The sequence below is a fragment of the uncultured Paenibacillus sp. genome (assembly GCF_963515335.1).
Taxonomy (GTDB): Bacteria; Bacillota; Bacilli; order Paenibacillales; family Paenibacillaceae; genus Paenibacillus_I.
This window is the reverse complement of sequence record NZ_CAUPYC010000005.1, coordinates 1-23853: the sequence shown is the minus strand read 5'-3', so window position 1 is coordinate 23853 and position 23853 is coordinate 1. Positions and strand designations below refer to the sequence as shown.

At 55.9% G+C, this 23853-nt stretch carries 32 protein-coding genes, 1 tRNA gene and 1 riboswitch; of the genes, 8 read left to right on the top strand and 25 right to left on the bottom strand.

Annotation, left to right across the window (positions count from 1 at the left end):
• Positions 1 to 54 precede the first annotated feature (54 nt).
• The 4 genes from RWM61_RS02925 to ggt all read right to left on the bottom strand — a co-directional run bounded on the left by RWM61_RS02925 (position 55) and on the right by ggt (position 5362).
• Complete coding sequence (locus RWM61_RS02925; RefSeq protein ID WP_313997206.1) at positions 55 to 1377, bottom strand: 5'-deoxyadenosine deaminase; 1323 nt, start codon at positions 1375 to 1377, stop codon at positions 55 to 57.
• 27 nt (positions 1378 to 1404) lie between these two features.
• Positions 1405 to 3003 (bottom strand): PucR family transcriptional regulator ligand-binding domain-containing protein, encoded by a 1599-nt coding sequence (locus tag RWM61_RS02920; RefSeq protein WP_313997204.1) that lies wholly within the window; start codon positions 3001 to 3003, stop codon positions 1405 to 1407.
• A 196-nt stretch (positions 3004 to 3199) separates the two neighbouring features.
• Positions 3200 to 3751, bottom strand: coding sequence for a chromate transporter (locus RWM61_RS02915; protein WP_313997202.1), 552 nt, complete (start codon positions 3749 to 3751; stop codon positions 3200 to 3202).
• A 24-nt stretch (positions 3752 to 3775) separates the two neighbouring features.
• Positions 3776 to 5362, bottom strand: a complete 1587-nt coding sequence (ggt, locus tag RWM61_RS02910; RefSeq protein WP_313997199.1) for a gamma-glutamyltransferase — start codon at positions 5360 to 5362, stop codon at positions 3776 to 3778.
• 291 nt (positions 5363 to 5653) lie between these two features.
• Positions 5654 to 5737: riboswitch (cyclic di-GMP riboswitch) on the top strand.
• Between the two features lie 89 nt (positions 5738 to 5826).
• Here ggt and RWM61_RS02905 point away from each other — a divergent pair.
• A complete protein-coding gene (locus RWM61_RS02905) occupies positions 5827 to 6276 on the top strand; it encodes a chemotaxis protein CheX (protein WP_313997197.1) in 450 nt (149 codons plus the stop codon).
• Positions 6277 to 6311: 35 nt separating this feature from the next.
• A complete protein-coding gene (locus RWM61_RS02900; protein ID WP_313997195.1) occupies positions 6312 to 6767 on the top strand; it encodes a hypothetical protein in 456 nt (151 codons plus the stop codon).
• A 65-nt stretch (positions 6768 to 6832) separates the two neighbouring features.
• Here RWM61_RS02900 and ytxJ read toward each other — a convergent pair whose 3' ends face one another.
• The 3 genes from ytxJ to RWM61_RS02885 form a co-directional block, all read right to left on the bottom strand.
• The gene (gene ytxJ / locus RWM61_RS02895) at positions 6833 to 7174 is read right to left on the bottom strand and encodes a bacillithiol system redox-active protein YtxJ (RefSeq protein ID WP_313997193.1); all 342 of its coding nucleotides are present in this window, start codon (positions 7172 to 7174) and stop codon (positions 6833 to 6835) included.
• Positions 7175 to 7258: 84 nt separating this feature from the next.
• Entirely contained in the window at positions 7259 to 7789 is a 531-nt protein-coding gene (locus RWM61_RS02890) for a DUF420 domain-containing protein (RefSeq protein ID WP_313997191.1), read from the bottom strand.
• Positions 7790 to 7907: 118 nt separating this feature from the next.
• On the bottom strand, positions 7908 to 9053 hold the full coding sequence (locus tag RWM61_RS02885; RefSeq protein ID WP_313997189.1) for a metallophosphoesterase: 1146 nt from the start codon (positions 9051 to 9053) through the stop codon (positions 7908 to 7910).
• Positions 9054 to 9618: 565 nt separating this feature from the next.
• On the opposite strand from RWM61_RS02885, the gene RWM61_RS02880 reads away from it, so the two are divergent.
• Both RWM61_RS02880 and RWM61_RS02875 read left to right on the top strand, forming a co-directional pair.
• A complete protein-coding gene (locus RWM61_RS02880; RefSeq protein WP_313997187.1) occupies positions 9619 to 10239 on the top strand; it encodes a DedA family protein in 621 nt (206 codons plus the stop codon).
• 127 nt (positions 10240 to 10366) lie between these two features.
• Positions 10367 to 10747: a PilZ domain-containing protein gene (locus RWM61_RS02875; RefSeq protein WP_313997184.1), complete on the top strand. Its 381-nt coding sequence runs from the start codon at positions 10367 to 10369 to the stop codon at positions 10745 to 10747.
• 66 nt (positions 10748 to 10813) lie between these two features.
• On the opposite strand, the gene RWM61_RS02870 is transcribed toward RWM61_RS02875, so the two are convergent.
• Positions 10814 to 11938, bottom strand: coding sequence for a serine hydrolase (locus RWM61_RS02870; protein WP_313997182.1), 1125 nt, complete (start codon positions 11936 to 11938; stop codon positions 10814 to 10816).
• Positions 11939 to 12050: 112 nt separating this feature from the next.
• Here RWM61_RS02870 and RWM61_RS02865 point away from each other — a divergent pair.
• Positions 12051 to 12127: transfer RNA gene (locus RWM61_RS02865), tRNA-Asp, on the top strand.
• Between the two features lie 95 nt (positions 12128 to 12222).
• On the top strand, positions 12223 to 13185 hold the full coding sequence (gene gluQRS, locus RWM61_RS02860; protein ID WP_313997180.1) for a tRNA glutamyl-Q(34) synthetase GluQRS: 963 nt from the start codon (positions 12223 to 12225) through the stop codon (positions 13183 to 13185).
• Positions 13186 to 13265: 80 nt separating this feature from the next.
• Here the strand turns inward: gluQRS and RWM61_RS02855 are convergent, their stop codons facing one another.
• From RWM61_RS02855 to RWM61_RS02795, 13 genes are all read right to left on the bottom strand, one after another.
• Complete coding sequence (locus RWM61_RS02855; protein WP_313997408.1) at positions 13266 to 13769, bottom strand: ferritin; 504 nt, start codon at positions 13767 to 13769, stop codon at positions 13266 to 13268.
• Between the two features lie 114 nt (positions 13770 to 13883).
• Entirely contained in the window at positions 13884 to 14138 is a 255-nt protein-coding gene (locus tag RWM61_RS02850) for a DUF1450 domain-containing protein (protein ID WP_313997178.1), read from the bottom strand.
• Positions 14139 to 14296: 158 nt separating this feature from the next.
• Positions 14297 to 15733: a hypothetical protein gene (locus RWM61_RS02845; RefSeq protein ID WP_313997176.1), complete on the bottom strand. Its 1437-nt coding sequence runs from the start codon at positions 15731 to 15733 to the stop codon at positions 14297 to 14299.
• 166 nt (positions 15734 to 15899) lie between these two features.
• Entirely contained in the window at positions 15900 to 16736 is an 837-nt protein-coding gene (locus tag RWM61_RS02840) for a TIM barrel protein (protein ID WP_313997174.1), read from the bottom strand.
• Positions 16737 to 16906: 170 nt separating this feature from the next.
• The gene (locus RWM61_RS02835) at positions 16907 to 17452 is read right to left on the bottom strand and encodes an acetyltransferase (RefSeq protein WP_313997172.1); all 546 of its coding nucleotides are present in this window, start codon (positions 17450 to 17452) and stop codon (positions 16907 to 16909) included.
• 124 nt (positions 17453 to 17576) lie between these two features.
• A complete protein-coding gene (locus RWM61_RS02830; RefSeq protein ID WP_313997170.1) occupies positions 17577 to 18293 on the bottom strand; it encodes a class I SAM-dependent methyltransferase in 717 nt (238 codons plus the stop codon).
• Between the two features lie 126 nt (positions 18294 to 18419).
• Complete coding sequence (locus RWM61_RS02825) at positions 18420 to 19040, bottom strand: NUDIX hydrolase (protein WP_313997168.1); 621 nt, start codon at positions 19038 to 19040, stop codon at positions 18420 to 18422.
• A gap of 185 nt (positions 19041 to 19225) precedes the next feature.
• The gene (locus RWM61_RS02820; RefSeq protein ID WP_313997166.1) at positions 19226 to 19954 is read right to left on the bottom strand and encodes a nucleotidyltransferase domain-containing protein; all 729 of its coding nucleotides are present in this window, start codon (positions 19952 to 19954) and stop codon (positions 19226 to 19228) included.
• Entirely contained in the window at positions 19938 to 20330 is a 393-nt protein-coding gene (locus RWM61_RS02815) for a spore germination protein GerPE (RefSeq protein WP_313997164.1), read from the bottom strand. The genes RWM61_RS02820 and RWM61_RS02815 overlap by 17 nt, the downstream gene beginning before the upstream one ends.
• Before the next feature lies 1 nt (position 20331).
• Positions 20332 to 20514 (bottom strand): spore gernimation protein GerPD, encoded by a 183-nt coding sequence (locus tag RWM61_RS02810; protein WP_313997406.1) that lies wholly within the window; start codon positions 20512 to 20514, stop codon positions 20332 to 20334.
• Between the two features lie 8 nt (positions 20515 to 20522).
• Positions 20523 to 21140: a spore germination protein GerPC gene (gerPC, locus tag RWM61_RS02805; RefSeq protein ID WP_313997162.1), complete on the bottom strand. Its 618-nt coding sequence runs from the start codon at positions 21138 to 21140 to the stop codon at positions 20523 to 20525.
• A gap of 57 nt (positions 21141 to 21197) precedes the next feature.
• On the bottom strand, positions 21198 to 21401 hold the full coding sequence (locus RWM61_RS02800; RefSeq protein ID WP_313997160.1) for a spore germination protein GerPB: 204 nt from the start codon (positions 21399 to 21401) through the stop codon (positions 21198 to 21200).
• Between the two features lie 33 nt (positions 21402 to 21434).
• Positions 21435 to 21656, bottom strand: a complete 222-nt coding sequence (locus RWM61_RS02795; RefSeq protein WP_313997158.1) for a spore germination protein — start codon at positions 21654 to 21656, stop codon at positions 21435 to 21437.
• 154 nt (positions 21657 to 21810) lie between these two features.
• Between RWM61_RS02795 and RWM61_RS02790 the strand changes: the two genes are divergently transcribed.
• Positions 21811 to 22278 (top strand): Hsp20/alpha crystallin family protein, encoded by a 468-nt coding sequence (locus RWM61_RS02790; protein WP_313997403.1) that lies wholly within the window; start codon positions 21811 to 21813, stop codon positions 22276 to 22278.
• A 38-nt stretch (positions 22279 to 22316) separates the two neighbouring features.
• On the opposite strand, the gene RWM61_RS02785 is transcribed toward RWM61_RS02790, so the two are convergent.
• From RWM61_RS02785 to RWM61_RS02770, 4 genes are read right to left on the bottom strand one after another with little or no spacing between them, the layout of a single operon-like run.
• Entirely contained in the window at positions 22317 to 22622 is a 306-nt protein-coding gene (locus tag RWM61_RS02785; RefSeq protein ID WP_313997156.1) for a hypothetical protein, read from the bottom strand.
• A complete protein-coding gene (gerPC, locus tag RWM61_RS02780) occupies positions 22623 to 22943 on the bottom strand; it encodes a spore germination protein GerPC (protein WP_313997154.1) in 321 nt (106 codons plus the stop codon).
• Complete coding sequence (locus RWM61_RS02775; protein ID WP_313997151.1) at positions 22933 to 23112, bottom strand: hypothetical protein; 180 nt, start codon at positions 23110 to 23112, stop codon at positions 22933 to 22935. The genes gerPC (RWM61_RS02780) and RWM61_RS02775 overlap by 11 nt, the downstream gene beginning before the upstream one ends.
• Before the next feature lie 15 nt (positions 23113 to 23127).
• A complete protein-coding gene (locus RWM61_RS02770; RefSeq protein ID WP_313997149.1) occupies positions 23128 to 23343 on the bottom strand; it encodes a spore germination protein in 216 nt (71 codons plus the stop codon).
• Positions 23344 to 23501: 158 nt separating this feature from the next.
• Between RWM61_RS02770 and RWM61_RS02765 the strand changes: the two genes are divergently transcribed.
• Entirely contained in the window at positions 23502 to 23606 is a 105-nt protein-coding gene (locus tag RWM61_RS02765; RefSeq protein WP_313997147.1) for a YjcZ family sporulation protein, read from the top strand.
• Positions 23607 to 23853: the final 247 nt, after the last annotated feature.

Genomic DNA, 23853 nt, shown 5'->3' with positions numbered 1-23853 from the left:
TCTGCAAGCGTGCGTACGTGCCTCCGCACGGGCAAGCCGTTCCGCAACGCAAGCCTACAACCGTGCAAGCAGTTCCTTCAGGCAGCGGTCCGCTTCTTTCAGCACGCGCGCCTTATCCATCGTTGTGACGGTTTTGCCCCGCATGACAAGCTCTCCGTCGATCATCACCGTGTCCACATCGCCCCTCGTGGCGGCGTAAACGACCCGGGAATGCCAGTCCGCGTCATACGACGGATAAGTATGGAAATCCTCCAAATCGAGCAGCTGAAGATCCGCCAGCTTGCCGGGTTCGATACTGCCGATCTTGCCCTCCATGCCGAGCACCGCGGCGCCGCCCATCGTCGCCAGCCGGAGCACCGATCTCGCGTCCATCGCCGTCGGGCCGTGCTTCACCTTCTGAATGAACGCCGACAGCCGCATTTCCTGAAACATATCCAGGTTGTTGTTGCAAGGGGCGCCGTCGGCGCCGAGGCCTACCGGAACGCCGAGCGCCATCAGCTCGGGCACGTCGGCGATTCCCGACGCCAGCTTCAGGTTTGAGCCGGGACAATGCGTTACCTTAACGCCGCGCTCGCGGATAATTCGTTTCTCCTCGTCGTCCAGCCAGATGCTGTGCGCCAGAATCAGATTAGGGCGCGCCAAGCCGATATGGTCGAGATAAACGACGTTTCGCATGCCGCGGTCCGCCTCAACGATTGCGATCTCCCCGCGGTTTTCCGAAGCGTGCGTATGCACCTTCACCCCGTAATGCTCCGATAGGTCGCGCACATTCACCAGAAGCTCCTCCGTGCAGGAGACGACAAACCGCGGACAGAACGCATAAGAGATTCGCCCGCCGGCGGCGCCGTGCCATTTCTCCAGCAAACGCACACTATCCGCGAGCGAATCCGCGGTCTTCTCCTGCAGAGGCACAGGCACCTCCGTTCCGTAATCCATCATCACTTTTCCCGATAAAGCCCGCAAGCCGCTTTGCTCAATTGCGCGAAAAGCCGACTCCGTATGATGAACGGTCTCCATGTCCAGCACGGTCGTCGTGCCGCTGCGAATCAGCTCGCCCGCGCCCAGCATGGCCGAGTAATAGACCGATTCCTCGTTATGGGCCGCTTCCAGGGGCCAAATCCGCCGACGCAGCCAATCGATCAGCTCCAGATCGTCCGCGCGCCCGCGGAATAACGTCTGGCACAAATGGACGTGCGTTTGCACGAAGCCGGGCAGCAGCACTTTGCCGCCCGCCTCCACAACGACGTCGGCCGCATCGTCGAGCCTCCGCCCGATTGCCGCGATGCGGTTCCCTTCTATCCGTACATCTCCGCGGACGATGTCGTCCGCCTCGTTCATGGTTATGATCACGGCGTCCCGTATGAGCGTCGTCGCCATCCTGTCGCCTCCCGTTGTCGGGCTACTTCAGCGGATGCGTTCGGAAGAAAACGGGCCCTGGAGCAGCATGCGGCGGAATTGAAAAGCCAGCTTGAGCCGCAGCAGATCGTTCACCTTCTTGAAATCCACATCCAGCATTTCACCCAGTTTCTCTATACGATATGTCGCCGTATTGCGGTGTATAAACAGCTTTTTGGCCGTTTCTCCGAGCTGGCCGTCGCATTCTACGTACGTTTCCAGCGTGCGAAGCATATCGGCCGCGTAATCCGGATCCTTGTTCAGCAGTCCGCCGAGCAGCCGGTTGCAGAACGTGCGCATGCGGTCGGGCGACACCTGCTCGAATACGAACGCCAGATCAAGCGTTTCGTAACGGACGACCCGTTCCGATACATCCCATTCCGCGGCCATCCGGATCGTATCGCGGCATTCGTCGAACGCGCCGTTCAGTCCCTCCGCATCCCGCTTTCGGCCGCTGATGGCGGCGCGCGGCGTTGTGCCCTTAAAACCGGAGAAGCAGGAGGACAGCGAGGAGGCGATAGCATCCGCCGCATCGCCCGATCCGTCGGGGAACACGGACAGCACGCCTTCCTCCAGCACGATATGCACGCCCTTCAAATCCTGAATGCGCGCGTGGCTAAGGTAGGCGGTCTTCAACCCGTCCAGCTTCTCGGCCCGGACGGTCGACAGTCCGTGCGTCGGGAAATCGGTCAGCACGCAGCGGAATGGCTTGCGGAGCAAATCGATTTCGTAACGGTCCGCGTAATCGTCGAGTGAAGCGAGCGGCAGCCCGTTTTTTAAATAGCGTTTGATCAGCAGGCCGAAGTCCCGTTGGATCGACAACTCGAAATAGTCCTCGTAATTGACGTTCATATGAAAAGCGAGCAGCTCGGCCGCCTGTACGTATAAGCTCTCCTCGATCGGAGAAAGGACCAGCTGCGGATTGAAAAACAGCACGAATCCGGTGCATTGCGATTGCTTCGTAAGCGGAACGCGAAAAGCCTGCCAGCCTTCCGACTTCATCCACCGGTGATGCGGGGGCCACGGCCACCCGCCGAGCAGCGCGTCATCGGGGATGCCGGAGGAATTGTAGACCATTTGGCCGCGCGAGCCGACAACGGCCATCGGATAGCCGACAACGTCCGCAACGGCGTCGAACAGCTTCCGGATGTGGTCCGAATGGAGCGCGAAGCGCATCAGGCGCACCTGCTTATCCAATACGTCCTGCAGGGCCGACGTGCTGCGTTTCATTTCTTCGCGGAACAAGCCGTTCATCTGGTCGGAGAAGGTGAATTGGTAAGGCAGCTCGATGAGAGGAAAACCGAGGCGGTCCGCCTGCTCGATCCACTCCCCGGGAACGTCGGTCCAGAAACGGCCCAGCTTGATGCCGAGCCCGGCGGAGCCGCATTGGTGCAGCCTGGACAACAGCTGCGAAGCCTCGTCGGGACGGTCTTTCAGCAAATAAGCGGTCGTGAACAGCATTTCGCCTTCCTTGATCCAATCCGTAATGTCCGGAGCATCCATGACATTAACGGATTTAACGACCCGGTTTCTGCCCGCGGCGCCGGCGATCAGACGTCCTTCGGACAGCGGATACACCGACAGGGCTTGCTCGACGGTCAAATGCATACGGCACCTCCGCTCGGATGATCGTGACAAGAAAATTAGGCCGGCAACCTGAACTCAGTGCAGTTAAATGTAATGTAATGTATACTGACATTTTAGTCGTTCTTCATGTTACATGGCAATATATATGTCAGGTATTATTACGCGAAAAGCTCTGGCCGGCATTAATTGTTTAATTTTTCTTCTCACGCATTCCGTATTAAGCGCCGCGCAGAAACAACGCGCCTGCCGCCAGCGATACCAGAATCCCCCACACCGCATTGACATTGTAGTAATGGACAAGGATGAAGAAGGAAGCCGCGATCAGCAGCGGCAGATACGGCATCGGTCCTGCCGCCGGTTGAATCGCATATTTCGCGAAATCGTAGGCCAGCATCGCCATCATGACGAAAATAACCGGCTGTATGCCGCGAATCATGCCTTTGATCACCGGATTGCCGGACAGCTTCATCATGACGCCGGCCAAGGCGACCATGACGACTGCCGTCGGCAGCACGACGGCGGCCAGCGCCGCCGCCGCGCCCGCCCAGCCGGCGATTTTAAAACCGATGTATGCGGCAAGCTTCGTCGCGATCGGGCCCGGCAGCGCGTTGCCGAACGCCAGCGCCTTGCCGAATTCATCCGTGCCCATCCATCCGTACCGTTCCACCACCTGATTCTCGTAAAGCGGAATGATTGCGGGACCGCCGCCGTAACCGAGCATCGTGGCCGTCCCGAATGCGATAAACAGCTTCCATAGTAAAACCAGCATAACCGTACGCCGCCTTTCTTCCCGCTACCAGCCGATCGCGCAGCCGTCGCCGCGGGGATCCGCCGCCCCGCTTATCACACCGCGGTCGATCATAATGCCCTGCGCCTGCCCCATAATGCCGTCCCAGCCGCGGACCGCCTCCACGCGGTGTCCGTTCGCGCGGAGCTCCGACAGCACGCCGTCGCCGCATCTTTTTTCCACCTTCAGCGTGTCCCCGGAATCGCCCCACGTCCGGCCGTATACCCACCTTGGAAGCGCGATCGCCTCCTGGATCGACAGTCCGTAATCGAGGACGCCGGTCAGGACCGAAAGCGTCGTTTGCGGCTGGCCTTCGCCTCCCTGCGTGCCGAGAAGCAGGTACGGCTTGCCATCCCGCGTAACCATGCCGGGCATCAGCGTGTGAAAGCAGCGCTTGCGCGGCTCCAGCACGTTCGGCTGAAGCGGGTCCAGCGAGAAGAACGAGCCCCTGTTCTGCATCACGATTCCCGTTCCGCCCGGCATCCAGCCGGATCCGAAGTCGAAATACAGGCTTTGAATGAAGGAAACCGCGTTTCCCTCCTCGTCGACGGCGGCGGCGTACGCCGTATCCTGCCCCATCTCCTGCGACAGGTAAGGGGCCGCAGCCGGCGGAGCCTGTGCAATGTCGGCCCACAGCGAAGCGGCGTAAGATTTGGACAGCAGCTTGTGCAGCGGAATGTGCCGAAAAGCAGGGTCCGTCAGATACGCATCCCTGTCGCGGAACGACCGCTTCACCACCTCGGCCATCAGATGATAAAACCCGGCCGAGTTCCGGGGATACGCCGTAAGCTCGGTATTTTCCAGCATATTCAGCATCATTAGCAGCGAAAATCCCTGGGAATTGGGAGGCATCTGATGCACGTCCCAGCCTCTGTAGGAAGTGTTCAGGGGAACGACCCACTCGCCGGCATGCAAGCGGAAATCGTCCTCCGTCAGCAGCCCGCCTTCCGCGGCGATTCCCGCAGTTAACCGCTTCATCACCTCCCCTTCATAGAACGCTTCGCGCCCGCCCCGCTGCAGAGCCCGAAGAGTGGCGGCCAGTTCGGCCTGCTCCAGACGGTCGCCCTCCGTCAGCCATTGTCCTCCGGATTGATAGAGCCGTTTCAGCGGTTCGCTCGCTTCCAATAAACGTTTATCCTTGACGATCCATTCCGCCAGGTTGCGCGAAACGGGGAAACCGTCTTCCGCGTAGCGGGCCGCCGGCTCCAGCAGTTGCTCCCACGGAAGGCTGCCGTAGCGGGTCCAAACGCTCCACCAGGCATCGACCATACCCGGCACCGTAATCGCGCTGTCCGCGCCGCGAAACGGAATCACTTCTTTGCCCGCGTAACGTTCGCAAACCGCGTGGACGCCCGAGCGCCCGCTGCCGTTATAACCTTCCACTTTGCCGCTGCCGGCCTTGTAAACCATAAAAAAAGCGTCGCCGCCCAGACCGGTCATATGCGGATAGACGACCGCCAAAGCGGCGCTGACCGCGACGGAGGCGTCAAACGAGTTGCCCCCCTGCTGCATAATCCGGCTGCCGACCGCCGTGGCCAAATAATGAGGCGCCGTCACCATGGCGTGATGCACCTTCGGCATAATGTTCAGCATAACAGGCCTCCTTTGTCGTGCCCCCATTGTATGGCCGGCTCTCGGCGCCCCGCAACGCGTATCGGCCGGTTTTGTCACTTTCGCTGTCATCCGCAAACGATATTGGTCGCCATGCACGGGCGGCCGGAGTGGAAGCGGTGACATGACAGCCGACAAAAACCGCCGTTCGTTCGACATCGTTGGAAAAAGTTATAGCCCTTCGCCCGTTAATGTGGTAATATATAGGTAATTAGCGCTTTTATTCGACTAGTTCTTTCGATCTAGATCGTTTGCGCTACGTCTTTCCCTAGCAAAACGAAAGGGCAAACCTGTTGAAAGACAGGGACGCAAAGCCACAGGCCTACAGGACTATCCCAAGGCGGCTGGGTTTCCGAAATTGCGGACGCTGATGCGACGGTCGAAGACCGCTTCCGGAATTTCGGGGGCGGATTTCTTTTTAATCTACTCCAAATAGGGGGCACCGTATGAACGCGCAGTACATCAATCCGTTCCTCACCTCTTCGATTCATGTCATCGAGGCCATGATGCAGGTCAAGCCCTCGATCGGACAGCTCGTGCTCAAGACGCTGCAGGGCAGAAGCGATCTGCTGATGCTGAAGATCGGCATTGTCGGCGCATTCCAGGGCGAAGTCATTTTCTGCTTCCCGCAGGATGTCGCCTTGAAGATCGTTTCCTCCATGATGGGCGGTTACCCCGTTGCGGAATTGGACGATATGTGCCGCAGCGCGATCTCGGAGCTCGGCAACATGATCAGCGGCAACGCCAGCACGATGCTCTATAATGAAGGCATCGTCGTGGACATCACCCCGCCGAACATTATGAGCGACGATCATTGCTACGCGGAGTGCAAGGCGATTACGATTCCTCTTTCTTTGAACGATATCGGCGACTTTGATATTTTCATGATCGCTTGAACCGATTTACAAATAAACATACTCGGGTGAATGGTTTGACGAACGAATCGACGTCGATAATCGTAAGGGAGCTGTTGGCCCGCTCTCACAGCCGCGTGAAGGTTGTTCTCGAGCGGCGGTTTCCCGGCGGCAGATTGGTCGGAGGGAAATATCATATGAAGAACCATACGGTAACCTTGTATACGGAGTCCATCGCGGAGCAATGCCAGCAGCTGTTCGGCTCCCACGAATTTCTCGCAGCCTGCGTCGCGATTATTTTCGCGCATGAGCTCGGCCATGCCGAGGATACGGAATTGCAGGACCTTTCGGACCGAATGGATGTGTGCAGCGGACGAGAACGCAGCTTGATCGCGCTTCGCATCGAGGAGAATGCTTGGACTTACGCCGAGCGCCTACTTCCCGATATCGACCGGGAACGTTTCAGCCTGATCGTCGAGCGATCCCTCCACCCTTACCGCCTGAACGCTTCGTCTTCTGAAATCGCATCATGAATTTTTAAAAAAGGACGTTCGCCGGATGGGCGAACGTCCTTTTTAGCGGAAGTATATTTCGGCCTTTAGTCCAACACCGCGGTGATATGCTTGCGTGTCACCGACCAATGCGAAGTGTTCCATACCGGCTTGCCGTCCTTGAACAGGATGATTTGCGGTGACGCATGCGTCACGCCCAGATCCTCCGCAATCTGATTGGATACCGGACGGGCTTCGATGACCTTGACCAGATAATAATCGGCATCGGCGTTCGGCTTGCCGGCCAGGTAGCTGTCGTATTCCTCCAGCGCGCTTGCGCTCACCGGGCAACGCGTGCTGTGCTTCAGTATCAGCTGGCTGCGCTCCGTGGATTGGGCCTTGAGCTTCTCCCATTCCTCAAGCGTCGTAATTTCGGTCCATGTTTTCATTGAGCGTCTGCCTCCTTTTCGCCGGTGTGCGAATGGTTTCTTTGTTATTGTAGGCTTTTTTCGCCGCCGGTTCAAATCCGCGGCTCAATAATATGGCGAGATCATCAGATAGACGATAACGCCTGTGGAGCTGACGTACAGCCAGATCGGCATCGTCACTTTCGCGATTTTGCGGTGCTTGGCGATCCGGTTGCCCAATCCGTAAGTGAGCGAGATCAGTGCCAGCGGGACGTTCACGATCGCCAGCGTAATGTGGCTAAGGAGAATGATCAGGTAGACATTGCGCATGGCCTCGCTGCCGCCGTACATCGTCGGCTCGGTCAGGAATTGATAGATCACATAAGTAATGAGAAAAAGGAACGTCGACCCGAACGCGGCCCAAATGAACGTTCGATGCATTTTGATGTTTTTGCGTTTGACGGCGTAAAGAGCAATCAACAGGAACGAGAAAGTAAAACAGTTGTAAATTGCGTTCAGCATCGGCAGAATGGTTACGTCAAACCCGACTTCACCTTTATAACCGGGCAGAAAAAACAACGCCGCAATAATGCCTACCAGTACGATCGTAAAGACGAATATAAGCGGAATCCAATTGCGTTGCCGTATCGTTGCCATCCAGCATCCTCCTCCAAGCCAAAAAATCGACAACCCTTATCATGTATAGATTAGACATTTTTAGCGTTTCGCACAACCGGTTTCGTCGCAGGATTGTCACAATTTTTCGAACGTCGCGTTATTTGCGGAATTCAACGGCCAGATCGATAACCTCCGAACGGCTGGCTAGCCGGATCGGCGGCCCCCATGTCCCGAATCCGGAGGAAACGATCACATGCATGCCATTCTTGCGCATGTAGCCCCAGTCCAGCTCGAACAGCCGGCGCGTAATCCAATGATTGGGAGCGAATTGTCCGCGGTGCGTATGTCCGCTCAGCATCACGTCGGCCCCCGCCTCGGCGGCCGACGAGAAGGCATAAGGCTGATGGTCCAGCAGAATGATCGGCTTCGCCTTGTCCAGCCCAGCCAGCATCTCGGCGACCGGCTTACGGCCGATTTGATCCATGCTCTCCGCCGCCTTGTCCTTGCGGCCGGCAATTTGAATGCCGCCCTCAAGGGCAACCGTCTCATCGCGCAGCACCCGGATGCCGATCTCCGCCATCCGTTTGACATATTCTTCGATATGGCCCCCGTAATATTCGTGGTTGCCCAGCACGGCGTACACCCCAAGAGGCGCCATCGCCTTCAGCCGGGCAAGCGAGTCCGCCATCCGGTTGCGCACAAACGGCTCGATGCTGTCGTCGATGACATCTCCCGGCAGCAAGATCAGGTCGGGGTTTATTCCTTCCACCTTGTCCAGCAGCCGCCCGATATGGCGGTTGCCCACGACATTGCCGAGATGAATGTCGGAGGCGACGGCGATGCGCAGCGTCTCCCGCCCCTCTGCGCTTTTCGGCACCGATATGCTGTAGGACCGGACAACCGGGCTCCATGCGTTGCGGCTTCCCCAAACCATAAGCGCCGCTATGAGCAGCAGCACCACGGTTCCTACAACGCCGACATACACCTCCCGTACGGCCCCGGAACGCTTCAGCAGCCAGCCGGCCAGATCGGCAAGCGGCAACAGCAATACGGCGAATTCAAACAGCGCGAAATAATAAGATCCCATCACCTTCAGCAATCTGCCCATCGCGCCCGGCAGCATCCTTGCCCTTCCGATCAAATAGGAGAAGGCCACGATCCAGAACGGAATCCAGTACAAGGCGGGATGCCACTCCGCGGCCGATGAGCGCACAAACAGCAGCCCGTTCCATCCGACATAGAAATTTGCTGCGATAAAAATGGCGACAATGATAGTGAACGTAAGTACGGTGCGGAGTTTCATTCGTATATGCGGCTCCTCTTGATTCTCGGCCTTGCGTCCTCGCGGACGCGGCCGGATAATGTGAAAATTGCCGGGCTGATACTGTTGCTGATACTGTTAAGATTTTATCACATTTAATAACGGGGCTACAATTATACCCACTTTGTGTGCTTAAATGCCTCTTAGCGTATACCGCCCCCGGTGTTTGTGAGATGCAAGGTGCAAAACCTGCACCTTGTTTTCGCCGTTTCTCCCGTTCTGGCCCAATAACGTGCAAAACCTGCACTTTGTTGGGCCCCAAATCCGGATTTTATCCGAAAACCTTGAATCAAGGTGTACTCATTGCACCTTGATGTCTGATCGCCGCAATCCGGACTAAACCAGGTGCAGAAAATGCACCTTATTACTTTGCGCGTTGCCGAACGGCATCCTTGACCTCTTTCCCCCGTCGACAATTCGGCTTGGCCGCGGGCATCGGTCACCGATCGCTCATCATGAGCGAAGATCGCTGAAGATCACTGTTATTGCTTTATCTCACGGCAAGGCGTATTCTAGAAACAACTCAGATTCGTTGGGATGGAATCGTATGGGATATGATTTATTGACTGCATTCATTGAAGATTTCGGCTATGCCGCCTTTTTCTTTGCCCTATGCTTCGGCATTATCGGCCTGCCGATTCCGAACGAGGCGGTCGTGATGACCGGCGGCGCGGTTGCGGCTTCCGGACTGCTGTCGCCGATCCCCACCTTCATCGCGATTTTTCTCGGCATCGCAAGCGGATTGACGTCAGGCTATTTGATCGGCAAGGCCGCCGGACATCAATTCGGCAAACGGTTCGAGAACAAGAAAAACTTCCGCAAAGCGCTCGAAGCGTCCGAGCGGCTCAGCGCCAAATACGGAAGCTTCGCGATTTGCCTGTTCGTCCTGCTTCCGCTGCTTCGGCACATCTCGATGTATATCGTCGGGTTGAACAAAATGCCTTACGGCCGTTACGCAACGTATACGTACAGCACCGCATTCGTATGGACGATCGTCTACTTCCTTCTCGGTTGGTTCGTGGGGGAATATATCGAGCAGATCGGTTATCATGTGAACCGATACGGGATGATCATCGTTTGGGCCATTCTCGGCACTGCCGGTATATACGGACTGGTCAGACTCGCGATTATGCGAAAAACAAGAAAAGAGCGTCCCCTGGATTCCTAGGGACGCTTTTCGTTTTCCTTACTTAAGCGTCTCCATATGCATGCGAAATTCGCTCCTTTGTAAATTGCCGAATTATGGATTTCATAGTATAGTTAATGGTGATATTTCACCCGGAGGTTCAGACTGAATGATCAACAGCCGAAGAAAAGAACCGTTTCGGTATTTATTTGCAGTACCGGAACCATGCCTTTTTCAAATTATCGAATTGAACGGCCTTGAGCTCGAAACCAGGCAAGCGCCGGCGGAGCTGATCGATTGGAACAAGAGCGGCTGCAAGCTCGTTGCGGGGCTTGATCTCCGCAGCGGTGACAATCTGGTACGGCTAACGATCGATTTCCCATTCGCCGAGACCTTTCCGCTTACCGTTAACGGCGAGGTGCGCTGGCAATCGGATAACGACGGCGGGTATCTGTACGGCATTCAATTTATGTCGGACGACGATCTGAAAGAACGCGTCAAAGTCGAAATCCGCCGGTTGGCGGCAGAGAACCGGATCAACGCCGTATAATGCCGTCAAAACGGACAAAAGACAAGCGCTCGCATGGCGAGGCTTGTCTTTCCGTATGCGGGGAACTTAGGCTCGCGGCACAGATTGCTGTACGATTCTCACCGCTTTGCCGTCCCGGACCGTCACGTCCTTTGCTTGGCTTGCTGGGCTACTTTCTTCATTCGACGATTGAGAAGCCGGAATGGTGCGCCGGGAACCGATCAAAGCGGCAAAAATATATTCATGCAGCAGCCTTCTCGAGAGTATCGCTTTATTGCGTCCGGCCAGTCCTTTCCGGATGACCGCCACCAGTTCCTCTTCCGGCGCGACGGCCAAATATTGCCCGCCGAACCCGAAGGCGAAAAAGTAATCCGGCACTTCTTCCGGCTGCTCCGCCGACACCCACCAATGGTAGCCGTAGCATCCATAGATCGGCGGCTTGTAATGAAGCAGCCCTTTCGTCGAAGCAACCGTCGATTGCGCGACCCAATCCGCCGACACGATTCGGCGCCCTTCCCAGACGCCTTTGCGCGCGTATAAAAGTCCGAATTTCGCCAGATCGGCCGCGGTCATATATAGCCCCGTACCGCCTTCCTGAACGCCTTGCCCGGCGTTCCATCGGACCCGGCGGATGCCGAGCGGCCCGAACAGCTTGTCCATGGCGAACGCCAGAGTGCTCTGTCCCGTCGTTTTCGTCAATATCGCAGACAGCAAATGGGAACCGCCCGAGTTGTATGTAAACGCTTCTCCAGGCTCATGAACGACCGGTCTGTCCAATACGTACCTTACCCAATCGTCCGCTTTCTTCATCTGATTATAAGGCTTGTCGAAATCCGGCCAGTCAAAGCCAGACTTCATCGTCAGCAAATGCCTGATTGTGATCCGATGCGCCGAGCGGCTTCCGTTCTCCGGCAGCTCTCCAAGCTCGAGATAATCGCCGATCGGGCGTTCCACATTGTCAATATAGCCGTTGTCGACCGCAATGCCGATCAGCGCGGATAACACACTCTTGGTGCAGGAATAGATCGAACCTTGCCGGTCCTGTCCGGCCTCGTGCCATTCCCATGCCTTGCGGCCGTTTTTCACCACGAGCACGCTTTTGATCCCCCATGGCGTCAGAACTTCCCTCATCGCTTCCAGCTTGTCTCCGTCAAGCCCGCATGTTTCCGGCGCGGCTTCGGGCAATTTCTCCTGACCGACTGCAGCCCTCATGTCTTTCCTCCCGAATCGCTCGTAAGATTAATCACATTCGCTATTGCTTCCCGCAAAAAAAGCTTGCATCCGTTTAAATATTCATGGTATGATCAGCACTGTTGTTGGTCAAGGAGCCGTGGTGTAGAGGCCTAACATGCCTGCCTGTCACGCAGGAGACCGCGGGTTCGAATCCCGTCGGCTCCGCCATTGCAACATTCGAGCCGATCCGGCTCGCATCCTTATTTGAACCGCTTGAGCAGGGACAATCTCCCTGCTCTTTTTGCGCAGAGGTGTGCGATTTCATGATAAGAGGACGTTATGCGCCGACTCCGTCGGGCGAGCTCCATGTCGGAAACGCCCGCACCGCCCTGCTTGCCTGGCTTCAGGTGCGCAGCGCAGGCGGAGCGTTTATTATGAGGCTGGAGGATATCGACAAGCCGCGTTCCAGGCCTGAGCTTGCCCGGCAGGCCTTGGCGGATCTCAGGTGGCTCGGCATCGATTGGGATGAAGGCCCCGATGCGGGCGGACCGTTCGGACCGTACGTCCAATCCGGGCGTCAAGCGCTTTACGACGCCGCAATCGAACGTTTGTCGGCGAAGGGTCTGCTCTACCCTTGCTATTGCAGCCGCGCGGAGCTTGCCGCGGTGGCGAGCGCGCCCCATGGGCTATCGGCCGAAGGACCGGCTTATCCCGGTACCTGCCGGCATCTGAATGAAGGAGAGAGACGTGAGCGCGCACAGCGCAAAACGCCTTCACTCCGGTTTGCGATGCCCGACCGCACCATTGCCTTTCACGATTTGGCCGCGGGCCCGCAATCGTTTCAACCGGGCGAAAACGGCGATTTCGTCGTTCGCAGAGCCGACGGCATCATCAGCTACCAGCTGGCGGTCGTCGTGGACGACGCCGCCATGAAAATAACCGATGTGCTGCGGGGCCACGATCTAATGGACTCGACGCCGCGCCAGCTTGCGCTGTACGAAGCGCTGGGACAAAGGCCTCCCCGTTTCGCCCATATCCCTCTGCTCCTCGGCTCCGACGGCAAACGCCTGGCGAAGCGTCACGGCGCCCTTTCGATCCGCGCGATGAGGGAGAACGGCATTGGATCGGAAACCGTCATCGGCGCCATGGCGGCCATGAGCGGGCTGCTGGACCGAATCGAGCCGGTTACCGCCCGGGAGCTGGCCTCCTGCTTCTCCCTGGAGCTTATTCCGAAGCAGCCGGTCGTGGTCGACGACGGCTGGCTCCGGAAGCTCCGGTCCTTATAGCGCGCATGCACAGGTACCGGCACGGCGGCCAAAAAAGCCTCCGACACGATGTCAGGAGGCTTTCGATCGTCCATGCGTTATCATACCCCAGGGGGGGTAAAGGACCGTTGCGCGAACTCGTTGTCCATCATAAAAAACGCATTGCTGTCCTTCTCGATGCGCTTCAGCTTATTGATGACGCTGTCGAACATCGCTTCTTCCTCGACCTGCTCGTCGATGAACCATTTCAGAAACTGGATGGTGGCATGCTCGCGGTCGTTCAACGCCAAGTCGGACAAATGATAGATGCGCCGCGTCACGATCTTCTCGTGCTCATAAGCATGCTCGAACACTTCCAGAACCGAATCGTAATCGTTGCGGGGGTTTTCCATACCCGTCAATTGCACGCGGACGCCGCGATCGTTCAGATACTTGTAAATCTTCATGCCGTGGAACCGCTCCTCTTCCGCCTGTACAAGGAAGAAGTTGGCGAACCCGTCCAGGCTCTCGGCTGAGCAATAACCCGCCATGGCCATGTAAACATGGGCCGAGTAAAACTCGAAATTCAGTTGCTCGTTTAAAGCTTCGCTTAACGTATCGTTCAACATCCCGGTCACAACCTTCCGTCTCGATTTACTGCTTCGCAATTACCCTATATAAGAGTAACAGAACCACGATCAGTATTACAAACGGAATGTACAGGGCCAGCAACGACAGGCTCATACCGTAACGCACTCCTTCTCGCGGGACTGTTCGATGATCCGCTTCAACTGCGCGTACAGCTCGTCGGGCGAATCGGCGCAGACCAGGTTGCCTTTTCCGACCCGGGCGATGCACTGCTTATGGCATTGCTTGCAATGGCCCAAGCAATCCTTCTTTTTCTGCTTCACATCGGGATACTCATGCTTCAAGCCTTTGTACACCGTCTTGGAGCCGAGCCGTTCGTTCCGGCAGCAATATTTGATCGTCTTCACCCGTTCGTTCACCTGCCATTGAAAATATAAACTCCTGCACTACCCTTATAATAAATGAGATTCATTCTCAGTGTCAACGAAAACTAGGATTCCGCAACCGGACTCCTTTTATTCCATAACACGCATTTGCGCGATTGCGCGCACGGTGCCGCGCCGCGCTACCTCTCCCGTTTCCTGATCCCGTCCCTGATCCATTTCACGACGAGAGTAAACGACAGCCCGATGCCGACGACCAAACCGGTCAACGTCGTGAAAAGCGCGATGTACTCGAATATGGAGTATTCCAGCATTTTGCTCCAATCGATCCTGCCCTTCAAATCCTCGATCACCTGGTTCATGCCGTAAATACCGCCGACAACCGTGTACATAGTGAGCAGCAGCAGCAGGTAATTGGAGCTCTTTGCGTTTTCGCGGTCCTGATACGTGTACAGATCGAGCAGCGTTTGCTTAACCTCCAAATAGAGATCGTGAATGCCGAACATTTGCCGCAACTGAAAAAAGAGCTCCTTCCCCTCCAGCTGCGACGCCAGCTCCAAAAAGTAATAATTCGCCGAAAACGTCGTAATGGAACGGATCAGACCCTCAACCGGTTCCTTGTCCCGCTCAAGCCGGACCTGCGAATACTCATTGGACAGCTTGAGCAGGACGATTTTGTGGAACATATTAAGCAGGACTCCATAGTAAAACTCTCCGTACATTTGCCGCGCAATCGCCCGAACTCTTGTCTCCGATCCGTTCGTTAAGCAGCAGAACGTATGCTCGTTAAGACCAAAGAAGGTTTCGGGGCTCCATCTCCCATAGATATGCTCATCGCAATAGCCCGTAATAAAATCGGGATTGCCGGAGCTCGTAAAAGGCTCTCCCCACTCGTTCACGCCGTCCAGATGAAGGGCGCGGTACTGGTCCTCCGTCGTGATGGTCTCCCCGTCCGCGAAAGCGTAGACCGCCTGCACGAACATCCGCTCGTCCACAAAGAACGGCAGCGTCTCGAAGTAAGCACGGTCGAGATCCGATGTGTCGAGATAAGGCATGACGCCGGGCGCGACTTTCCTGAACAGAAACTGTTCGATTTGCTGGAAGCGTTCATCGCCGCAAAGCACGAAAGCCGCATTATCCATCGCGCTGACATCCTCCAGCACGCGGAACCGGTCGGCGAATTCCAGGACACGGCTGTAGCTTTCCGTCTGATTGATCTGGATTCTGACGGTCAGAAAGCCGAGATCGAACGGACAGACGATGACATCGACCGACAGCACCTTGAACGGCATCGAGAAAAACGGAGTTTCGAGTATGTAGATTTCGCCTTCCGCCTTCGACATGCGTTGAAAGGCTTTCGGGTTATGGTCACGGGGAAACAGCACGCTGCCGGTAAAATGCAAATAGTAACGCTCCAGCTTTTTGTGCGATACCTGAAAGCCTTCCCCGTAAAATGCATCTTCCAGCTCCGTCCGGTTCAAGTAGAAAGGCGTATATCCGCCGCGCTTCCCCAACTCCTTGACTAATGACGCCCCGCTTTCCGGTTTAAGAGAGAAAGGAAACACAAACTGCAGCAGCGCCGTCTTTACCGTTTTCTCCCGATGTTCAGCCCGGTTCATTCGCTCCATCCGACCAGCACCTTCCGCTTCGACAATAGTCATCTTACTAACTATTTTAACGCCGGCCGATAGAAGTTAAACGCGCAAGTCCACAAGCTGTATTAAGCGGGCGGAGACGCACTTGTATAGTAAAGGACGGAACTCTGCCGAGCTCCGCCCATCGATTTTATGCAGGTTTCGTCATCACATTGTCAGCCATGCTTCTTAACCCGTCAAGCGCCTCCCATGCATCCCCTTCGTCAAGATACGTAAGCGACAGCGGGCCGCGGAAGCCGGCATTGGCGCACAGCTGCAGGCACCGGTAGAAATCGTCCTCGTCCACGATGCCGCCGGACTTCGTCCTGGCTTTGGCGTGCACCGTATCGGCGTAAGGCAGCACCTCCGCCAATTGGCGGTATTTATCCTCGGGAAAATTGCCGAAATCGACCGTCAGCCCCACGCGTCCGCCGCATGCTTCAAGCAAGCGGTTCACATTATCGGAGGTAGACAACAGGCCGCCTATATTTTCGGTAACGACACGGACGTTGCGCGACTTCGCATAATCGGCCGCGCAACGGAGCCCGTCCGCCGCGCGTATAATCGCAGGACGGTCGTCCGGGTCCGCCTCTCCCGCGGGAATGCGCACGCACACGAAACCCGCATCGGCCGCAATGTCGATCCATCGCCTGTACCAGGACAGATCGGTTCGGCGGCGCAACGGGTCGACGGACGACAAATCGCCGTAGTCGAGCAGAAGCGACGTCAATTGTACATTCTGTATCCGGGCCTGGTCCCGAAGATGCTCCAGCCCTTCCTCGGACGTATCCTGAAGATGGCAGTAGGGAATCTCGACAGCCCTGTAGCCTTTGCGGCCGAGTTTGGCAAGCATTGCGGTCAGTCCCATTTCTTCGGGACGGTTCGACACCTTCAGCACCTGCTCCTTCGTATCCTCATTCCATTCTATCATCCGCAGCGGTCCCATATACCGCTCGAACGACCAAGCATTTACCGATATGACGGGCATGCCGATACACCTCCCCTATTATGAACGTAAGCGACAAGTCCTTACGATTTCTTAACCAAGAGGAGGACTTCCGATTCAGCGAAGCCGATTGTCGGATTGTTCCTCCGTCCACAGGCCTTGCTCGATGCCGTGCGTTTGTATGGCTTCGCCGTCAAATTCGCCTGCCGCGACTACAGTCGGCCGTTGTTGTCGAATTCCTGGATCGGACCGTTCCAACGCTCGTCGTTAAGGTCCGTTTCCTTGTAGGCTCCGCTCGTATACTCATGAATGACGTTCCGCCAGAATTGCTGGGCGCTTATGTTCTCGCGCTCCTGCTTCACTTCCCAATGACCCTGCCACGTATCGAAAATCTCCTTCACGATCACCTTGCCGATCGAACGGCGGCGCCATTTGCGCATAATGAAGAAATCCGCCAGATTGCGGGTCGAAGGCGTCTGCGGGGTGAGAATGCTGAACGTATTGATGAGCGCGAAGCCGGCAAGCAGATCGTTGATCTGAATCATGATCGGCAAACGCCCTTCCTGTTGCCGGCCGTGGTCGGTGAAGTAGTGGTCGAAGAACATATAGTCGAACACGCCGTGCTTGTCGGGATCCTTGCCGTTATATTCACTGGTGTCGTACAAGTAGAACTGAATCATGCTGCGCAGCACCGGCTTGTCGATGACCGACGCCTCCACAAGCTTGATGTGATAACCGTTGTGATGGATGAAGATCATACGCTCACTCCTTCGAAAGTGCTATCTAACGATTATACACTTTCCGGCGTTCATTTGGTAAGCGTTTACTGAAAGTTAATTTGCGCCAGCATGTCCACCAGCACAACGACGAAAAAGCGCGTATTCAAGGTTTGCGAACGGCAAAGGTCACGCTTACGGCTTTCAGCCGAACCGGAACGTCCCCGCGGTTGATCGGAAATTCGGTCGGCTCATCCGAGACGCGCAGCTCTTCCCAACCGGCATAAGCGCGGCGCAGTTTGTCCAGCGCCTTGTCCCGGTCCAGAACGACCTCGAACAACGTTTCCCTTCGCGATCCGTCCCGTTCGTCGTATTCCTCAATCGACGTGTGCATGACGATGCAGTTAACGCCGCCGCTCTTCGTCCCCTCGGCCATCCGGCCCAGCACCTCTTCCAGCATCTTCTCCGTGCGCACATGCTCCAGGCTCGACGCTGCGACGATATAATCGAAGCTTTCCGGAGGAAAGCGGAAATCGCTGATATCGCTTTGCTCGGCCGCAAGCGTATCCCCGACGCCGTAGCGGCGCCCGTATTCGCGCAGCTTCTGAATGGCCTTATCGAGCAGATCGACGCACACTACCCGGCCTGCCTTATCCCGTACCTTCTCCGCCAGCGGGATGCTGTTGCGGCCCACCCCGCAGCCCAGATCGAGGATCGACAACGGCCCGCCGCCTGTGCCGATTTCCCAGAATGCCTCCATGACCGCCTCCGTCGGCTCATGCAGCCAGGAGCCTTTCTTGTAAAGCTTATGTACATCGTAAATATGCTCGTGGTATTTTCGCTCTTCCTTGCGGATCCGCATCAATCTTGCGCTCATGCTCATGCCGGCCCGGACCTCCGTTTCGGTTGGGAATGCTTTACGCGGTTATCTTATCCCTTTTCTTAACCGGGCATTTCCTTGTCCTAAACAAGAGACCGGAGCCTTCCCTGTCAAGCCCTCAGGCAGAAGCTAGTCGATCCAGACCGGCTGGCCCGGATCGCGGTACAGCTCAAACATTCGTTCCACCTGTTCGTAGGTGTTGCGCTCCAACGACAGCTCCGGCAGCTCGTCCTCCCCGAAGAAACGAACGTCCGACGTTTCCATGCCTTGCGCGGCTTCGCCTTCGACGATGGCGCAAAGCACGAACAGCTTATAGGTATGCCACGGAGAAGGCGGATGACGGTGAAACTTTTTATCGAGAACGGCCAGCAGGCGGACCGGCTCCACGTCGAAGCCCGATTCCTCCTTCACTTCCTTCACCGCCACCTCGCTCGGAGACAAGCCGACATCCGCCCACCCGCCGGGCAAAGACCATGCTCCGTCGAGCTTTTCTTTTACGAACAGCGCCTTCCCGTCACGGAAAACGACACCCCGGACATCCACCTTGGGCGTCGCATATCCGCCTTCCGAAGCGAACAGCGTCCTGATTTGCTCATGGCTGGCCTGCGTGTAATGGTGCATAATCTCGACGCTCAGCTCCCGCAGCATCCCAAACCGCTCCAGATCGTACATATCTTTAGAGTAGGCCAGTCCGGCCTGACTGATCGATTGTATCTTTTTAGTCCACTCCAGCCATTTCGGTTCGTTCATGCTACAAGTTCACCTGCAGAATGGCCATTTCCAGTAACATCGCATCTCCCTCTTTCTCCGAAACATTCTGCTTTAATTCGATACCGGCGCCTTGACTTCCTTGTATGCAACGCAAAAAGGATGGGCTCCACATCGAACCCATCCCGCAAGTTGTCGAGCTTCCGTTCCTATTCGGATTCTGACCCTTAATCAGCCTCATCGGGATCGCCCCGCACCCCCTCGATCCATCCGACTCTCAGCTTGCCTCCATACGGGGCCAGCATCGCGCGCACAAATTCCACAAATTCGCTGCGGGAGCCGTTCCGGTAAAAGCAATCCATCGCTTCGGCGAATTGCCGCGCGACGGCGGGATTGAATTCCTCAAGCGCCCGGTAAGCCCACTTCCCGACGCCGAGCCAACGCTTGTTCGCGCGCAAAAGAAACCGGCCGAGAAGCTCCGCGATTTTGTTCAGCACGAACAGGTTCTCCGCCCTGCAATCGGAGTGCGCAAAGTCTTCAAGCTGTTCGGTGATCTCATACCGGTATCGATCCAACTCATCGAGCGGCCTCGCGTAAGGACCTGCCTGCCACACCTCTCTGGCCCGGGCGACCCATCCGGCCGCTTGGCCGTGATCGACCACGACGACGCCTTCCGCACACATGCGTACGATCGAAGGAATCCCGCTTTTGCGGGCCTCCTCCAGGAAATAGGGGAATTGCTTCGGCGACACAAGAAAAACCTCGAATATCGATCCGAGCTTCCGGTCGATACGGCGAATCGATTCCTCCGCGCTTTCGTCGAAAATAACGAGATCAAGGTCGGAGCCTTCAATCGCCTTTCCTTTGGCCGCGCTGCCCGCAAGCAGCACAACCCCGGCTTTCGGATAATATTTGTTCACATATTTCCTCACGACCTGCTCATGCGCGTTCGCCACTGTCCGTCCCCCCTTCCCGCGGCAGCAGCTGCCGGATATGCTTCGTCCGGTTTTCCGCCTGAATCACGCGGTTGGAACCGATCTGCACGACGGAAGAAGTGGATACCCCCACAATATCCAGGCAGCCCACTTGAATGAGCGGCTTTGCGTGTCGGACGGATACTTGTACCTGCTCATCCACAATCGGCATCGGAATAGGCGCGGTAAAAACCGGATAATTAAAGTTTCCCTCATTGCCGATGTAAGACGGAATTTCCCTTTGCACGGCAAACACTCTGGAGTAAGGCGCAACAACAACATTATCGCCGGCCTGAAATAGAGACGAGTTCGTCACGGACCTGATATTCACGGTTCCAACGAGCGACAGGCGTTTCACGCTACCCTCCCGTTGGCGCAAACGGAATAAGCGGTCCGATAATCAGCGATTCCGGCGGCGTATCGAAGGCGGAAGCGGAGATGATCGTTTCGGTGTCTCCAATAAGCACGACGGAAGAGCTGCCCACCCCCATGATTCGGATCCATCCGACTTGCAGGCATTCGTTCACGACGTTCATCCGTATGCTGTCGTTCAATGGCCATCCCCCTTCCCGAAATGCTCGACATAGCGTTCCAAGGCCGCGTGCACATCCTGCTTAACCTTTTGGAACACCAGATCTGCGACCGTCTGCCCGTCCTTATTCGTATTTTTATCACCCTGCATAAACCTGTAGTAGGCGCCTATGCGTTCATCAATTTGCTTGAGCATATCTTCCACGATCAGCTCGCGATGCTCGGGCAAGAGCTCAAGACCGCGGGCCTGCGCCTCCTTTGCCAGCAGCTCGGGCACATGCCGCCGAATATAGTCGCCGACATCTTTGCGGATCGGCCGCTCCGGATCCTCCGGAGCATTCGTCTGCCCGAAGGTAACGTCCTCTTGATGCTGCTGCTGAACCTGAAGGTCTTGAATGGTGCCGGTGTCGAAAGGAGAAATTCCGATGATCAGCGTACCGTCCAGCCGTTCCACTTTCAATTGCTCGAAGCTGTATTCAATCTTCTCGATGTTCATCCTCGGCAATCGTTCGAGACGCTCCAGCTGTGCCCGGACCGCGGCCAATTCATTGGCCAATTCGTTCATTCTGTTGTTTTGCAGCACCAGGACCCGATGCACTTCCTGCTGCAGGCAAACGATGTATCGGTACAAGTCCATAGGCCTCTCCTCCTATGGTACATCCTACGCTGGCCGCTCTTCATATATCCCATAACATTAACGCAAGTCCAGCGGCCGAAACGGCACGAGCGGCAAACCGGTTGCCTGGCCGGGCTGGGGTGCGGGTCCCGTGAAGCCGCCCGTGTTATATAAGCTGGATAGCGGCTTGATTAACCCTGCCGTACCGATTTGCAGAACGGAGGAATTGGATATGCCGCCGATACGCAGATGGTGGATCGTAATCGTCTGATGAATGATCATGCTATCATCTCCCGATCAGCAGGTTAATATCTGCTAAGCATTGCCGCTAACCGTATCGTCGACAACGTCGTTATCCAGTGTATTCGTGAGACTGAGGCCGTTATTCGTGTTCGGAAAATCACCGGTGTTGAACGAGCCGGCGCCCGCGAACGTTTTGGCCGAGCTCTTCGGGGCAAGAATGACGGCGTCTCCCAATTGGACGATCGAGCTGGATCCTACGCTGACGATTTTGATACTCCCGACAATCGATGGCATGCTGCTCCCCCCTGCCTGCGCCCACTTTCAGCATATGAATCCGGGCGGGTGTGTGTTCCATTTATACCGCATTCGTCATGTGCCGCCGTGTGTCAATCGGGCGCATGCCACATACTATACGGTAATTGCTACAGCAGGGGAGTGAAAACCGGTGATGGATCGTCAGCCCCAGATGATGGATTGGGATGAATTCGAGAAATATATGGTGAAGCAATTCCCGTTCTTGACTGGCGGACAGTGGAAAACGCTCGGCGAGCAGTTGGATCCGGTGGAAGATTACGTTAAGAACGTCATGAAACGATTTTTCAAAAGCCCGTCATATCGGCATCCCTATTTCAACCCGTTCAAGAACGGCGGCATCGATTACGATATGTTCGAGACCCATCGCAGCATTTTTGTCCAATGCCGGCTGCCGAAGGAAACTTCTCCGCATGATATGAATTTTTCCGTAAACAAACGCAGGCTGAAAATCAAACATGCCGATAAAACACAAGACATCCTGTTATCCTGCGACGTGGATCCGTCGCGTTCCAAGGCGACCTTCAAGGACGGCATGCTGGAGATCCGGTTACCGAAAAAAAGAAGCCCTGCTCCCTATCACGACATCGTGATTCGGGACTGAGCCGCTAAGAACGGAGAGGCTAATCGCCTCTCCGTTGGTCATTGGGTGAAGAAAGGATGGGAGAACCATTTCCATTCCTCGAATTCTTCTTTCTGCAGCACTTTGGTTTCCGGATAGTCCGCGAACAACAGCCCTGCTTTATGGTAGGCCGTATAGGAGCCGCAGCGGACACAATAGGCGGATTGATCGTCGTTGACGTGTCCGCACGGCTCGGCGAGCAATCCGCCGGCATCCATGCAACGATTGACGGCCGGCGCCCCGCAACTCCGGCAATATTGATGCTCTGCTTGTACAATCCCGCCGCATCTTATGCACGCGCGTGTTTTCGCCTTCGAATCCGCCAATCACAACTCCTCCTTGCCCTGCGAGCGGCTCAAGTTATCGACGTGAAGCTCCTGGCTGTCGCCCTCATCCTTTTGATTGACCCACTTCTCCAACTGTTCCGGATCGGACAAGGCCGTCAAACCGATGTTGAGGGTGCCGGACAGATCGCGCACCGCCAGCTCTTGCACCTTGTACGTAATATTTTCGATGTGAATCGGCTTTACTTGCTGCATAGCCCTCGACAGCTGCTCGGACTGATTTTCCAGCAGGGCGAGCCGGTCTTCAAGCTGTTTGATCCTGCTTTCCATCAGCCGCACATACGCATATATATCAATGTACATCATCATCCACCTCTGTTGCGTTATCCGCTGCCGCCGATTGCTGCATGCCCGAGGGTTCCGGGTAAACCTGTGTCGACGCCTGATTTCGGCTCAGGATGGTTTTACCGACATTGAGCGAGCCCAGATTATGAATACTGTTCACTTTGATGACGGCAATCGAGATATTCATCGCTCGATCCTCCTTTTATGCCGACGGACTTGGCTGATCTATTACATCCGGATCGCTTACGTTGATCAGTTCCCTGCTGTTGGAAAAGGTACCGTCGCCTACCACATAATACCCGCCGCTTTTCTTTTGCGTAATGGAATTGTCTCTATGCAAGTTATTGCCGAAGTTAATGGAGCCGTTGCCCGACACATTGGTGATTTTGATGTTGAAAATATTGTTTACCGTAGGCATCTCCCCACCCTCCATCTCCTTCACTATATGGCTAATGGCGGAGAATCGTTACAGCGCAGGCAGCCGCCCAATTCGCCGGGAAGCGGGCTATAATCCAATCTTAAAGTCGGCTATCTAAATACACTGGTCGTATGATATGCGAAAGGAGGGGAAAGTCAATGAGTGCAATAGGTGGATACGGCAAATTCCTCGGTACGTCTGCGGGTGTCATCCTGGTATTGTTCATTCTTCTCGTCATCGTTTCCCGCGCCTTCATTTACTAAGATCCTCCAACCCGGCAGCCGGTGCGGGAGAGATGCCTGTGCATGCCTGAAATCCGATCCATGCAGATTCGATCCCTCCCTGTCCCGGTACAACAGTAAAGGCTGAGCCCATCGAGGGTTCAGCCTTTCGGCGTTCCGCGGCGTGCGGAAAAATTGTGTTGTTTAGGGGCGTGCAGGGTAAATACATAATAACCTAAATTCCCGCTGAAAATTATACCTACACAACGAATACATCCACAATATGTAA